This is a genomic window from Rhodococcus sp. IEGM 1241 (assembly GCF_033142365.1).
Classification (GTDB): Bacteria; Actinomycetota; Actinomycetes; order Mycobacteriales; family Mycobacteriaceae; genus Rhodococcus_F; species Rhodococcus_F erythropolis.
The window spans coordinates 1,227,375-1,240,690 of sequence record NZ_JAWLSE010000001.1; the positions used below are offsets into that span (position 1 = coordinate 1,227,375).

The following is a 13,316-nucleotide window of genomic DNA, read 5'->3' on the forward strand; positions in this document are numbered from 1 at the left end:
GTGGGTTGGACAGATTCACTGCCGGCCGGATCCGCCGAGCAGGTTTCCGCGCTTCTCGATCGCGCGACCGAGTTCGACGGCAAGGCACCCGTGTCGGAACAGGGGCGCCATGCCGTTGCCGGGCGCGGCGCAGCACGACACTTTCTCGAACTCGACGGCGATACGGTCGTCGGTTATGCACAGCTGCAAGCCGGTTCGGACGAGCATCCCGACATGGCCGAGTTGGTGGTCGACCCGCAGGCGCGGCGCCGTGGTATCGGAACCAGGCTTGCCGCAGCGGTATTCGACGAAGGTCGGCCGGGCACGCGAGTCTGGGCGCACGGAAACGTCGACGCCGCAGTGGAATTCGCCAAGAGCCTCGATCTGGTCAGCGTTCGTGAACTCCTCCAGCTGCGTCGACCGCTCGATGCTCCGCAGCTTCCGGAAATCGTTGTGCCCGAAGGTATAACGATGCGGACGTACCGTGGGCCCGAAGACGATTCCGAGATCCTTCGCGTCAACAACGCGGCCTTCTCCTGGCATCCCGAGCAGGGTGGCTGGACCCAGGCGGAGATCGACGAGAGAACGGCCGAAGGTTGGTTCGACCCTGCCGGTCTGTTCATGGCGTTCGCGGACACCGATCCCGATACTCTTCTCGGCTTTCACTGGACCAAGGTGCACGCACCCGAAGGTGACGATCCCGAGCTGGGGGAGGTGTACGTCGTGGGTATCGATCCCGCGGCGCAGGGACGTGGTCTCGGCCGAGTGCTGACGCTCGCAGGCATGCATTACCTGCGAGATCGCGGCCTCGGAACGGTCCTTCTGTACGTCGAAGGTGACAACACTGCCGCCCTCCACACGTACGAGCGACTCGGCTTCGATCGGTTCCACGTGGACATGGCTTACGCTCGCGCGCTCTGACGTCACAGTCGAACACGCAGAAATGTCCAGTCTGTTCATTCTCTGTTAACCATGTGTGGTCCAACCGGACACCGCGCCCGCCTACTTTTCTCTGTGGGCAGCGCCGTGTTGCCTGATGCAGATTTCAATCATTTTGCATCTCATGTCGCCGCCCGATCGTGGGCGTGGCGGTAGCGATTTCCGGAGGATCTTGGTGAATCTCAAGCGCAGTGGTGCCCTGCTCGGTGTAGTGGCCGTGGGCGCCATGACCTTGGCCGCATGTGGCAGCGACAACAACTCGTCGTCGACGGGTGTGGACGCGTCCGCATCGAACGCAACGTGCGAAGGCAAGAGCAACCTCTCTGCCGCTGGTTCCTCGGCACAGAAGAATGCCATGGACCAGTTCGTCGCCACCTACATCTCCGTGTGCCAGGAAAAGGGCAAGACCGTCAACGTCGCCTACAACCCCAGCGGTTCGGGCGACGGTCGCACGCAGTTCATCGCCGGCCAGATCGACTTCGCCGGCTCCGACTCGGCCATCAAGGACGAGCAGGCCGACAAGGCCAAGGAGCGTTGCGTCGGCGGCGAAGCCTGGAACCTTCCCCTCGTCTTCGGCCCGATCGCAGTTGCATACAACCTCGACGGCGTCGACAAGCTCGTTCTCAACGCAGAGGTTCTCGCGAAGATCTTCAACGGTGGCATCACCAAGTGGAACGATCCGGCAATCGCCGCGCTCAACTCCGGTGCTTCGCTTCCCGACGAGAAGATCACCACCGTGATCCGCTCCGATTCCTCGGGCACCACCGACAACTTCCAGAAGTACCTCGACGCGGCATCGAACGGTGCTTGGACGTCGGGCGCAGGGTCCGACTTCACCGGTGGCGTCGGTGAGGGCGCCAAGGGTTCGGCGGGCGTTGCACAGGCAGTTGCCACGGCACCGGGTTCGATCACGTACGTCGAGAAGTCGTTCGCCGATCAGAACAAGCTCTCGGTTGCAGAAATCAACACCGGCTCCGAGGCAGTCGCACTGACCAACGACTCGGCCGCAAAGTCGATCGCAGGCGCGAAGTTCAAGTCCGACGCAACCGGCGACCTGACGCTCGACCTCGCGTCGATCTTCAAGACCAACGAAGCCGGCGCATACCCGCTGGTTCTCGCCACGTACTCGATCGTCTGCTCCAAGGGCTACGACGCGGACACCACCGCAGCAGTGAAGTCGTTCCTGACGAGCGCGGCCAACGAGGGTCAGGCCAACCTGGCCGAGCAGGGTTACGTCCCGCTGCCGGCCAACGTCCAGGATCGCCTCAACGCGTCCATCACGGCAATCAGCTGACCTAGAGACTCGTGCGGACAAGCTCATGGATCTACATTCAGACGTGAAGGAAGTGAGCGCACATGAGTGACGCGCCCATCACCTCGACATCTCGTTCTCCCGGCCCCGCAACCAGCGGGGCCGGGGTGGGCGGTCCGAACGGCACCACGGAGGACACGATTACTTCCACCAAGGCTCCAGAAACCGAGCATCCTCCGAAGGGTGACGGTCCGGGAAGCGGCAACAGCAAGACGGTGACCCGTCCGGGTGACCGCATCTTCAGCTCGCTCGCATCCGGTTCGGCAATCTTCATCACGGTTGTCATCGCGGCGATCGGCGCGTTCCTGATCTGGCGTGCTGTTCCTGCTTTGAGCCGGAACCAGGTCAACTTCCTGACCAGCCGTGAATGGGTGACGCAGAACATCAACGCGATGGCGTTCGGTGTCCTCGATCTTTTCCAGGTCACGGTGTTGGTCTCGCTGTTCGCACTGGTGCTCGCGATGCCGATCGCACTGGGCATCGCGATCTTCCTGACTTCGTACTCACCCAAGTGGCTCACGCGGCCACTGTCGTACACGATCGACCTTCTCGCAGCCGTGCCGTCCATCGTCTACGGCCTGTGGGGACTCCTCGTGTTCGCTCCGGCGATCACCCCGGTCGCGGTGTGGCTCAACGACACTCTCGGCTGGTTCCCGCTCTTCGCCGACGGCAGCGGATCGATCACCGGCGGCGGCACCATCTTCACCGCAGGCATCGTCCTCGCCGTGATGATCCTTCCGGTCATCACCGCAGTGACCCGCGAGGTGTTCATCCAGACCCCGCGCTCACAGATCGAAGCTGCACTCGCTCTCGGCGCCACGCGCTGGGAAGTTGTGCGCACCACGGTCATCCCGTTCGGTAAGTCCGGCTACATCAGCGGCTCGATGCTCGGTCTCGGACGCGCACTCGGCGAGACGATGGCGCTGTACCTGATCCTGCGCACCACCTCTCAGGCCTTCGGCTGGTCGCTGTTCGACGGCGGCTCGACCATCGCCTCCAAGATCGCCCTCGGCTACGCGGAGTTCAACAACGACATCCAGGCAGGCGCGTACATCGCGGCCGGACTGGTGCTGTTCGTACTGACCTTCGTCGTCAACGCGGCTGCCCGCGCAGTGATCGCCGGAAAGAAGGACTGACCCATGACCTCCACTCTGGACCGGCCGGTCAAGGCCCCCACTTTCCAAGGCGTCGGCGCCCGCCGTCGTGCCAAGGACGTCATCGCGACCATCCTGGTGAGCCTGGCAGTCGTCATCGCGCTCATCCCGTTGGTCTGGGTGCTCTTCACGGTCATCGCAAAGGGCCTGCCCGCTCTGACGTCGCCCACGTGGTTCACCAACTCACTGAGCGGATTGACGGCGTCGGCCGACGGCGGCGGTATCTATCACGCATTGATCGGTACCCTGCTGCAAGGCATCGTGTGCGCGGTCTTCTCCATCCCGCTCGGTATCTTCGTCGCGATCTACCTGGTGGAGTACGCCGACCGGAAGTCGAAGCTGGGCAAGCTCACCACGTTCATGGTCGACATCCTCAGCGGTGTTCCGTCGATCGTGGCTGCGCTGTTCATCTACGCACTGTGGATCGCGACCTTCGGCTTCCCCAAGTCCGCGTTCGCTGTATCTCTGGCTCTGGTCCTCCTGATGGTCCCGGTCGTCATTCGCTCCACCGAGGAAATGCTGCGCATCGTCCCGATGGATCTGCGAGAGGCGTCGTACGCGCTCGGTGTGCCGAAGTGGAAGACCATCTCGAAAATCGTTCTGCCGACGGCGCTTCCCGGCATCATCACCGGCGTCATGCTGGCCCTGGCCCGCGTGCTCGGTGAGACCGCGCCGCTGCTGATCCTCGTCGGCTACGCGCCGTTCATCAACTTCGACCTGTTCAACGGCGAAATGGGCACTCTGCCTTCCGTCATGGTCGCCGAGATGAACAACCCCACCGACGCCGGCACCAACCGCATCTGGGGCGCAGCACTGACCCTGATCCTGCTGATCGCGATCCTCAACATCGTCGCGAAGCTGATCGGTCACTTCTCACAGGTCAGAAGCAAGTGATGTGGCCTCGGAACATGTTCGTACTCAACAGCGTCAACAACTCAGTAGGGAGCCGGTAATGGCCAAGCGTCTGGATCTCAAGGACGTCAACATCTACTACGGCAAGTTCCACGCCGTCGCCGATGTGGGCCTGTCCGTCCCGCCCCGGAGCGTCACCGCCTTCATCGGCCCGTCCGGTTGCGGCAAGTCCACCGTTCTCCGTTCACTCAACCGCATGCACGAAGTGATTCCCGGTGCGCGCGTCGAGGGTTCGGTCCTGCTCGACGGCGAGGACATCTACGGCTCGAACGTCGATCCTGTCGGCGTCCGCAAGACCATCGGCATGGTGTTCCAGCGACCCAACCCCTTCCCGACCATGTCCATCAAGGACAACGTCGTCGCGGGCTTGAAGTTGCAGGGCGAGCGCAGCAAGAAGAAGCTCGACGAGGTGGCCGAGCGTTCGCTGCGCGGTGCCAACCTGTGGACCGAGGTCAAGGATCGCCTCGACAAGCCCGGTGGCGGCCTCTCAGGCGGTCAGCAGCAGCGTCTGTGCATCGCGCGTGCCATCGCGGTCTCGCCCGACGTTCTGCTCATGGACGAGCCGTGCTCCGCGCTCGACCCGATCTCGACTCTCGCGATCGAGGACCTGATCACCGAGCTGAAGAAGGACTTCACGATCGTCATCGTCACGCACAACATGCAGCAGGCTGCGCGTGTGAGTGACCAGACGGCATTCTTCAACCTCGAGGCAACCGGTAAGCCCGGTCAGCTCGTCGAGATCGACGACACCGAGAAGATCTTCTCGAACCCGACGCAGAAGGCCACCGAGGACTACATCTCCGGCCGCTTCGGATAGCCCCTGGGATTGCACACTGCACGATGATGTTTCACCCCCGTTTCCAACAGGAGACGGGGGTGAAACTTTTTGGTTGTGGTGATAGTTCCCACTCCGGGGCGCAGAGCTGAGCGTCGTTGGGCGCCCGAATAATTCGATGAGCAGCGTAAGTGCGCCGAGTGGGCGCTGAAGTAGCCGCCGATGTGAATCTCGTGGATACTGACGACGCTTCGGGCAATGCTAATCTCGGCCCGACAGCACGCTGTCGATCGATGTCGTTTCACAACCGGAAGGGCTTGTCAGTGCACCTCACCCCTTCAGATACCGAAAAGCTCCTCCTGAGCGTTGCGGGCATGGTCGCCCGCGACCGCCGCGAGCGCGGGGTACTGCTGAACTACCCCGAAGCGATGGCCCTGATCTCGTGTTGGATTCTCGAGCGTGCGCGTGACGGAATGACGGTTGCGGAACTGATGAACGCCGGTCGGCAAGTGCTCACCCGCGACGACGTGATGGAAGGGGTACCCGAGATGATTGCAAATGTCCAGGTGGAGGCTACTTTCCCGGACGGTCGCAAGCTGGTCACCGTGACGGAGCCCATTCGATGATCCCCGGTGAGGTACGTGTGTCCACCGAACCGCTCGAGTTCGGTACTGACGCGGAAAAGATCACGATGGTCGTCGTCAACGACGGCGACCGCCCCATTCAGATCGGTTCACATCTCCACCTTCCAGCGGCCAACCCGGCGCTGACCTTCGATCGCGAAGCGGCAGACGGCTTCCGGCTCGACATCCCCTCGGGAACGTCGGTTCGGTTCGAACCCGGGGTAAGCAGGACGGTGACACTGATCGCGCTCGGCGGACTCAAAAGGGTTCCGGGCCTGCAGATCGTGCCGGACGAAGACCTACCGACGCATGCGCGTGAGCCCAAGACCGTGATGCCGTTCGGCACGCCCGGTGTCGAGGTCGAAGAACCTTTGCGAGCGTCCTCGGTGAATGTTCGTGTGAGTGATGTTCCAGTCGAGGCGGATTCACCGGATGACGCCGCGACGCCAGTTGAGAGGACAGCCGAATGAGCAGGATCGATCGACGCGGTTACGCCTCCTTGTACGGCCCGACCGCTGGCGACCAGATCCGTTTGGCCGACACAGATCTGTGGATCGAGATCGAGCACGACTACACCGCGACCGGCGACGAGATGGTCTTCGGCGGCGGCAAGAGCATCCGCGAGTCGATGGGCCAGGGCCTGACCACTCGCGATCAGGGCGCTCTCGACGTCGTCATCACCAACACGGTGATCCTCGATCACTGGGGAATCGTCCGGGCAGACGTCGGAATTCGCGACGGACGCATCGTTGCGATCGGCAAGTCCGGTAACCCCGACATCATGGATGGCGTGCACCCCAAGTTGCTCATCGGGCCGAGCACCGACGTGATCGCCGGCGAGGGGAAGATCCTCACCGCGGGTGCGATCGACACTCACGTGCACTTCCTCAGTGAAATCGAGATGATGGAAGCGCTCGCGACCGGTACGACGACGGTGGCGGGCGGCGGAACGGGCCCAACCGAGGGAAGCAAGGCAACCACCGTCACGCCCGGCGCCTGGTCGCTGACGATGATGCACCGGGCCCTCGACCACATCCCGCTCAACGTTCTTCTCCTCGGCAAGGGCAGCACCGTCAGCCATGAGGCCATGCGTCAGGAAGCTCTCGCCGGCGCAGGTGGATTCAAGGTCCACGAGGACTGGGGTTCCACTCCGGCGGCAATCGACGCAGCTCTGCGAGCAGCCGACGAGTTCGGGCTCCAGGTGGCGCTGCACGCCGACAGCCTCAACGAAACCGGCTACGTACAGCACACTTTGGACGCGATCGCCGGACGCGGGATCCACGTGTTCCATGCGGAAGGCGCCGGCGGCGGGCACGCTCCGGACATCATCGTGACGGCAGGTGAGCCGAACGTTCTTCCGGCATCGACCAATCCGACGTTGCCGCACACCGTAAACACGGTTGCCGAGCACCTCGACATGCTCATCGTGTGTCATGCGCTCAATCCCCGGGTTCCGGAGGATCTTGCCTTTGCCGAGTCCCGGATCCGGCCGACAACTATTGCAGCGGAAGACTTTCTGCACGACATCGGTGCCATCTCCATCACCTCGTCCGACGCCCAGGCGATGGGCCGTATCGGAGAGGTGACCCTGCGGACGTGGCAGGTCGCCCACGTCATGAAGGCCCAGTACGGCAAGCTGGGCACCAGCATGCCGGCCGACAACGAGCGTGCGCGGCGTTACGTCGCCAAGTACACGATCTGCCCCGCGGTGGCTCACGGTATCGATCACGAGATCGGATCGGTCGAGGCCGGGAAGATGGCGGATCTGGTGCTGTGGGATCCCGCGTTCTTCGGTGTCCGTCCTTCTGCCGTGATCAAGGGTGGGGCGATAGTTGCTGCGCCGCTGGGTGATCCGAACGCTGCTATCCCGACCCCGCAGCCGGTGTTCGTTCGCCCGGCCATCGCGGCAACTCCGGGATCAGCCCCGCACCTGTCCACGACGTTCGTCTCGCCGATGGCGATCGAGGACGGTCTGGCCGGTCGTCTCGGTCTCACGCGCACCCTTACCGGTGTTCGTTCGACGCGGCACCTCACCAAGGCGGATATGCCGAACAACACGGCACTGCCGTCCATCGACGTCGATCCGGAGACGTTTGCCATCAAGGTCAACGGCGACCTGATCGCGCCCAACCCCGTTGACGTAGTGCCGATGGCTCAGCGCTACATGCTGTTCTGAAACCATGTCAATCGAGATGGCGTCTGCCGAGATAGCATCGATGCTCTTGGCAGACGGGCGTCTGCCTACCGGCGGTCACGCGCACTCGTCGGGGTTGGAACCGGCACTGGCGGGCGGACTCCTACAGAGTCAGGTCCCTGACTTCATTCGCGGTCGACTCGAAACAGTGGGACTTGTCGAGGCCGCTGCAACGGTGGTCACGCGCCGCTGGGCCGTAAGTGCCGGTGGTGCAGGCGAACTCGAGGAGATCTCAAGGGAACTGCTCGCTCGGACGCCCAGCGCACCGCTGCGTGAGGCGTCTATTCAGCTCGGACGTGGACTGGCCAGGCTGGCGTCGCGATTGTGGCCGCAGCACCCCGCGGTGCAGATGCTCATGGCGCTGCCTGGGCATCCGATGCGTCCGCTCGCGTTGGGAGTCTTCACGGCGATCTCCGGGATGGACGACCTGCAGGCAGCCAGATCTTGTTTGTACGACGACGCTCAAACAGTGGCGTCGGCGGCACTGAAGCTACTGCCGGTGGATCCGGCAGAACCGGTCGAATGGTTGCTCCGAGCAGCCCCGACCATCGAAACCGTCGCCGCGGCTGCCGTAGCAGTCGAGGGCGTCACAGATATACCCGCAACAACAGGACCGTTGGTCGAACAATGGTCACTCGAACACCACGCTCGATCCAGGAGGATTTTCCGTGCTTGACAACCTGAACAACACCACCACTGCTGCAAGAGGTTTGAGGCTCGGCGTTGCCGGCCCCGTCGGCACCGGCAAAAGTACCCTCATCGCCACCATCTGCCGCGAGCTCGCGTCGGAGTACGAGATCGCGGTGGTCACCAACGACATCTACACCGACGAGGACGCGCGACTGTTGCGCGCGGCCAACGTACTTCCGATCGAGCGCATCGTCGCAGTCGAGACCGGAGCGTGCCCGCACACGGCCATCCGTGACGACGTGACGCCGAACCTCATTGCGGTCGAAGACCTCGAGCGTCAGTTCCATCCCCTCGACATGGTGATCGTGGAAAGCGGCGGTGACAATCTGACCGCCACGTTCAGCCCGGCACTGGTCGACGCCCAGATCTTCTGCATCGACGTCGCGGGCGGCGGAGACGTCGCACGTAAGGGTGGTCCCGGCATCGAGCGGGCAGATCTGTTGGTGGTCAACAAGATCGACCTGGCCCCGTACGTCGACGTCGACGCGGTCCAGATGGTGGCCGATGCCACGGCCGCGCGAGACGGACTTCCCGTTCTCGCGCTCAGCCAGAAGGATCACGCGACGATCGACCAGCTCAGTGCGTGGCTTCGCCAGGTCATCGCAGCTCACCGCGCGGGTAGTCACACCCCGCAGGATCCGGGGCCGATGGCGCCGCACTTCCATGCCGATGAAGAAGACCACGGACACGGTCACGGGCACAGCCACTCTCACGCTCACTGATGCGCACCGGAGCTACGCGGGTCGTCGTCGAGAGAGTGGGTGACACCGCTGTTGCGCGAGAGCTGATCTCGGGCGACTTCCTGGCCCCGCGGTTCGTCGACGCTCGCGGGCTCACCGTGCGAATTGCCTTGGTAGGGCACAGTGCAACGCTGCTGGCCGGCGACGACCTGCGTATCGAATTCGTAGTCGCTCCGGGTACGTGCCTCGAGGTGATCGAGCCGTCGGGGACCGTCGCGTACAACGCGCGTGGCGGCCGGGCGTCGTGGTCGGCTTCGGCGAGCGTCGGCGCCGGTGCGGCGCTGATCTGGCGCGCGGCACCGTTTGTCGTCGCGGGCGGCGCGGATGTGACCAGGCGCGTGGATATTTCACTGGAATCCGATGCGGTTGCGCTGCTCGACGAGATGATCGTGTTCGGCCGGACCGGCGAAACCGGCGGTGCCCTTCGCTCGGATCAGCGCATTACCGTCGACGGTGACGCGCTGCTCGTGGAAACACTCGACCTGCGTAGCGTGCCGGGCCGTTCGCTGCCGGGAATTCTCGGTGGCCATCGCGTGCTCGGTACGACCATGCTGTTGGGGATCAAGACTTCCGACGTGGTCGAAGGGCACGTGACGCCGCTGGCGGGAGCAGGGATGCTGGCACGGGCCGTGGCCGATCACGCACACGAGGCGAGCGCAGCGTTGGATCCGATCTGGTCGCAGTGGCGTGGGCGGGTTTCGCAGAAGTACAGCGACTGATTCGCCCGACCGTCACACTTCGGGAGGCTGCGTCGTCCAGTATGTGACCAGGCCGAAGAGAGCCGGGCGCACGGGTTTGACGGAGGCATCATGCAGATTGTTGTTCTGGGCGGAACCGGCCAGATGGGAAAGCTGGTCGTCGAGCAGGCGAAAATCGGGGGCCATGACGTCGTCGCCGCCGCTCGATCGACGGGAGTCGACATCTCCACGGGTGCGGGGTTGGACGAAGCATTTGTCGGTGCCGACGTTGTCATCGACGTGAGTGATCACGTCACCAACAGTGCCAAGAAGGCGATCGAGTTCTTCGAGACGGCAGCGAAGAACATCGCCGCGGCCGAAGCCAGAGCGGGCGTTAAGCATCACGTGCTGCTCTCGATCGTGAACTGCGACGATCCGCAGTTGAAGTCCTTCGGGTACTACCAGGGAAAGGCCGCGCAGGAACGCGCGGTGGAAGCGTCGGGCATTCCCTTCACGATCCTGCGATCCACTCAGTGGTTCGAGTTCGGCGAGAAGACCATCGCGCTCTTCGGACTGGGGCCGGTCGCGATGGTTCCCCGGATGCGCTCCCAACCGATAGCGGCGAAGACCGTCGCCGAGGCTCTGGTGACATGCGCTCAGAACGGTCCGACCGGGAGGGCTCCAGATCTCGCCGGGCCTGAGGTCCTCGAGATCCCGGCCATGACGCGTGAGATTTTGAAATACCGTGGCCGGCGCAAGTGGCTGATCCCGATCTCGATGCCGGGAGCGGGTAAGGCGATGAAGGGTGGGGCGCTGCTGCCCGGGCCGGGATCCACAACTGCAGGACCCACGTTGAAGACCTGGTTACACGAGAACTGAATAGGAAAGGCGGCCGCGCAAGTGCGCGGCCGCCTTTTACTCACGTGGACGGTTGGGTTCAGAGGTCCGGGTAGTTCAGAGATCCGGGTACGAGGTGAGGTTGTCGACCTTCTCGGTGGTTTCCGGCTCTTCGGGCAGCTTGCCGGTCACCAGGAAGATGACGCGTCGGCCGACCTCGACGGCGTGGTCGGCGAACCGCTCGTAGAAGCGGCCGAGCAGCGTGACGTCGACTGCGGCGGCAACGCCGTGCTTCCACTCGCGGTCCATGAGGACGGTGAAGAGGTGGCGGTGGAGGTCGTCCATCGCTTCGTCTTCTTCGCGCAGGCGGGCAGCGCGCTCGGGGTCGCGGGTCTCGAGGACGACCTTGGCGGCCGCACCGATGGAGACAGCGATGCGTCCCATCTCGGCGAAGTAGCCGTTGACCTCTTCGGGAAGCACGTGGTTGGGATGTCGGCGGCGCGCGATCTTCGCGACGTGCAGGGCGAGTGCACCCATGCGGTCGATGTCGGCGACGATCTGGATTCCACTGACCACCGAGCGCAGATCTCCGGCAACGGGAGCCTGCAGGGCGAGCAGCGCAAACGCGCGCTCCTCGCAAATGGTGCTGAGTTCGGTGATCTTGTCGTGTTCGCCGATTACTTGTTCTGCCAGGGACAGGTCTGCCTGGAGCAGGGACTGGGTGGCGCGCTCCATAGCGGCACCTGCCAGTCCTGCCATCTCGCCGAGCGTGTCTGCAAGCTCGGTCATCTGTTCGTTGTAAGCCACGCGCATGAGGTCAGAGCCTACGTGCCGTGAAAGACCAAGTCACAAGCACCAGGTGAACGCAAGGTGAATGAACGCGTGTCAGTCGCAGGTGGTGTCGCCTGCGTTGACGCTGGCGATGTCGGCGGGCAGAGCCGTCGAGGTGCTGGTGTCGACCGATGTCGGATTTGCCGCCAGGATGGTCCCCGGGTCCGCGGGGGCGACGACGGTGCCGGCGAAATTGCTTCCGACGACGACCTCGATCATGTCTCCCATGCTCGGAGCGAGAACGAGAACCGCACCGGGAATCGACGACGCGACAGTGACCGCTTCAGCCTCGTAACCTGCTGCGTAACGCACGACGGTGGTCGAGGCTTGAGCATTCGCCAGGCCGGTGGCTGCGCTGAAGTTGCCGACCGTGGAGATCTGGAAACCGTAGGCAGCGAGGCTGTCGGCGATCGTCGCGGCCTGCCCGGCGATTCCCGACGCGTTGGAGACGTCGACCGAGATGTTGTAGGCGCTCATCGCTTCGACGGAAGTGGCGGCGGGCGGCGTGCTGGACGTAGGAGGGGTTGTCGTGGAACTGGTCGACGACGGTGTGGTGTCCTCGCGCTCTTCACCCGGAAGCGGTTCGTCGTCGATGATCGCCTGGAAGAGGGACTTGATCTCGTCGGTGCGAGGAATCTCGTTGCCCCAGTCGTTGGTGCCGTCCGTGGGGACCGTCAAGAACGTGACCGCGCCCGCGTCGACGTTCTGCAGCGAACGGCCGAGGGTGACCAGCGACTTCGTGTCGATGTTCTCGACGAACGTGTCGCTGGTGAAGGCGTTGATGAATCCGTTGAGCTTGCTCGGATTCAGGAGGACCTGGTTGGACAGGGCCGAGCGGAGCAGCGCCGACAGGAACTTCTGCTGACGGGTGATGCGTCCGTAGTCGCCGTTACCCTCGGCTTCGACGTGGCGCGCACGCACATAGTTGAGGGCGGTACGGCCGTCGAGCATCTGCGTTCCGCCGGATGCGAGGACGGTTCCGAGGATGCCGTCCTCGATCGGTCCGGGGGAGCAGACGTTCACGCCGCCGACGGTGTCGACCATGCGCTCGAAACCGGCGAAGTCCATTCCGACGAAGTGCCCGATTTTCAGGCCGGACATCTTCTGGATGACCTTGACCAGGCACTTGGGACCACCGAGTGCGTACGTCGCATTGAGCTTGTCGCCACTGGCGGCCGGGAAGGTTTCGCTGGTGTACTTGCCGGCGTCGTTGTCCCAGCCCTGGCAGATCGGACGTTCGACGTCGAGGTCACGCGGGAAGGAGACGGCGACGACGCGGCTTCGGTCGGCGGGAATGTTCACCAGCATGACCGTGTCGGCGCGCGCGCCTTCGGCGTCTTCGACGGTTCCGGCGCCGATCTCACCGCTCGCACCGGCGCGGGTATCGGTGCCGATGATCAGGTACGTCTCGTCGCCGAGCTGGCCACCGGCGTCGATGATGTCGTCGGACTCGGTGTCGAGTGCCGCAATCTGATCGAAACCGCCTTCGACTGACCGCAGATAACCCCAGACGACGCCGGTCAACGCGAGAGACATGACGGCCAGGAACGCTACTGCCGATCGGCCGATCACTTTTGCGCGATGGCGGCGGCGAATCTTGCTTTGTGCCAGACGGGTAGCGCCGGTGTCACCGACTACCCGCGGCACTGCGGA

At 63.7% G+C, this 13,316-nt stretch carries 14 protein-coding genes; 12 read left to right on the plus strand and 2 right to left on the minus strand.

The window, feature by feature from the left end; all coding sequences use genetic code 11:
* The 12 genes from mshD to R4P70_RS05975 all read left to right on the plus strand — a co-directional run bounded on the left by mshD (nt 1) and on the right by R4P70_RS05975 (nt 10,874).
* A complete protein-coding gene (gene mshD / locus R4P70_RS05920; RefSeq protein WP_029256122.1) occupies nt 1–900 on the plus strand; it encodes a mycothiol synthase in 900 nt (299 codons plus the stop codon).
* A 193-nt stretch (nt 901–1,093) separates the two neighbouring features.
* Entirely contained in the window at nt 1,094–2,212 is a 1,119-nt protein-coding gene (gene pstS, locus R4P70_RS05925; RefSeq protein WP_019745088.1) for a phosphate ABC transporter substrate-binding protein PstS, read from the plus strand.
* Between the two features lie 62 nt (nt 2,213–2,274).
* Complete coding sequence (pstC, locus tag R4P70_RS05930; protein ID WP_007733846.1) at nt 2,275–3,366, plus strand: phosphate ABC transporter permease subunit PstC; 1,092 nt, start codon at nt 2,275–2,277, stop codon at nt 3,364–3,366.
* A gap of 3 nt (nt 3,367–3,369) precedes the next feature.
* Complete coding sequence (gene pstA / locus R4P70_RS05935; protein ID WP_003940100.1) at nt 3,370–4,278, plus strand: phosphate ABC transporter permease PstA; 909 nt, start codon at nt 3,370–3,372, stop codon at nt 4,276–4,278.
* 58 nt (nt 4,279–4,336) lie between these two features.
* Nucleotides 4,337–5,113, plus strand: coding sequence for a phosphate ABC transporter ATP-binding protein PstB (gene pstB, locus R4P70_RS05940; protein WP_019745087.1), 777 nt, complete (start codon nt 4,337–4,339; stop codon nt 5,111–5,113).
* Nucleotides 5,114–5,394: 281 nt separating this feature from the next.
* Nucleotides 5,395–5,697, plus strand: a complete 303-nt coding sequence (gene ureA / locus R4P70_RS05945; protein WP_003939800.1) for an urease subunit gamma — start codon at nt 5,395–5,397, stop codon at nt 5,695–5,697.
* Nucleotides 5,694–6,164, plus strand: a complete 471-nt coding sequence (gene ureB, locus R4P70_RS05950; RefSeq protein WP_020908924.1) for an urease subunit beta — start codon at nt 5,694–5,696, stop codon at nt 6,162–6,164. Before ureA ends, ureB begins: the two co-directional genes overlap by 4 nt.
* The gene (locus tag R4P70_RS05955; protein ID WP_317830528.1) at nt 6,161–7,870 is read left to right on the plus strand and encodes an urease subunit alpha; all 1,710 of its coding nucleotides are present in this window, start codon (nt 6,161–6,163) and stop codon (nt 7,868–7,870) included. The genes ureB and R4P70_RS05955 overlap by 4 nt, the downstream gene beginning before the upstream one ends.
* Nucleotides 7,871–7,874: 4 nt before the next feature.
* Nucleotides 7,875–8,564 carry an urease accessory protein UreF gene (locus R4P70_RS05960; protein WP_021332116.1) on the plus strand — a complete coding sequence of 230 codons (690 nt, stop codon included), beginning with the start codon at nt 7,875–7,877 and terminating at the stop codon, nt 8,562–8,564.
* Nucleotides 8,557–9,300, plus strand: a complete 744-nt coding sequence (ureG, locus tag R4P70_RS05965; protein ID WP_020908922.1) for an urease accessory protein UreG — start codon at nt 8,557–8,559, stop codon at nt 9,298–9,300. The genes R4P70_RS05960 and ureG overlap by 8 nt, the downstream gene beginning before the upstream one ends.
* Nucleotides 9,300–10,037 carry an urease accessory protein UreD gene (locus R4P70_RS05970; RefSeq protein ID WP_020970608.1) on the plus strand — a complete coding sequence of 246 codons (738 nt, stop codon included), beginning with the start codon at nt 9,300–9,302 and terminating at the stop codon, nt 10,035–10,037. Before ureG ends, R4P70_RS05970 begins: the two co-directional genes overlap by 1 nt.
* 90 nt (nt 10,038–10,127) lie before the next feature.
* Nucleotides 10,128–10,874 (plus strand): SDR family oxidoreductase, encoded by a 747-nt coding sequence (locus R4P70_RS05975; RefSeq protein ID WP_020970607.1) that lies wholly within the window; start codon nt 10,128–10,130, stop codon nt 10,872–10,874.
* Nucleotides 10,875–10,949: 75 nt separating this feature from the next.
* Here R4P70_RS05975 and phoU read toward each other — a convergent pair whose 3' ends face one another.
* Together phoU and R4P70_RS05985 are read right to left on the minus strand one after the other, a co-directional pair.
* Complete coding sequence (gene phoU / locus R4P70_RS05980) at nt 10,950–11,645, minus strand: phosphate signaling complex protein PhoU (RefSeq protein ID WP_003940130.1); 696 nt, start codon at nt 11,643–11,645, stop codon at nt 10,950–10,952.
* Nucleotides 11,646–11,717: 72 nt separating this feature from the next.
* Entirely contained in the window at nt 11,718–13,310 is a 1,593-nt protein-coding gene (locus tag R4P70_RS05985) for an LCP family protein (RefSeq protein ID WP_020908919.1), read from the minus strand.
* Nucleotides 13,311–13,316: the final 6 nt, after the last annotated feature.

Excerpts from the sequence above, each read along its gene's own strand:
- pstC (WP_007733846.1), top strand. The coding sequence starts at position 2,275 with ATGAGTGACGCGCCCATCACCTCGACATCTCGTTCTCCCGGCCCCGCA.
- pstA (WP_003940100.1), top strand. The coding sequence starts at position 3,370 with ATGACCTCCACTCTGGACCGGCCGGTCAAGGCCCCCACTTTCCAAGGC.
- pstB (WP_019745087.1), top strand. The coding sequence starts at position 4,337 with ATGGCCAAGCGTCTGGATCTCAAGGACGTCAACATCTACTACGGCAAG.
- ureB (WP_020908924.1), top strand. The coding sequence starts at position 5,694 with ATGATCCCCGGTGAGGTACGTGTGTCCACCGAACCGCTCGAGTTCGGT.
- R4P70_RS05955 (WP_317830528.1), top strand. The coding sequence starts at position 6,161 with ATGAGCAGGATCGATCGACGCGGTTACGCCTCCTTGTACGGCCCGACC.
- R4P70_RS05960 (WP_021332116.1), top strand. The coding sequence starts at position 7,875 with ATGTCAATCGAGATGGCGTCTGCCGAGATAGCATCGATGCTCTTGGCA.
- R4P70_RS05970 (WP_020970608.1), top strand. The coding sequence starts at position 9,300 with ATGCGCACCGGAGCTACGCGGGTCGTCGTCGAGAGAGTGGGTGACACC.
- R4P70_RS05975 (WP_020970607.1), top strand. The coding sequence starts at position 10,128 with ATGCAGATTGTTGTTCTGGGCGGAACCGGCCAGATGGGAAAGCTGGTC.
- phoU (WP_003940130.1), bottom strand. The coding sequence starts at position 11,645 with ATGCGCGTGGCTTACAACGAACAGATGACCGAGCTTGCAGACACGCTC.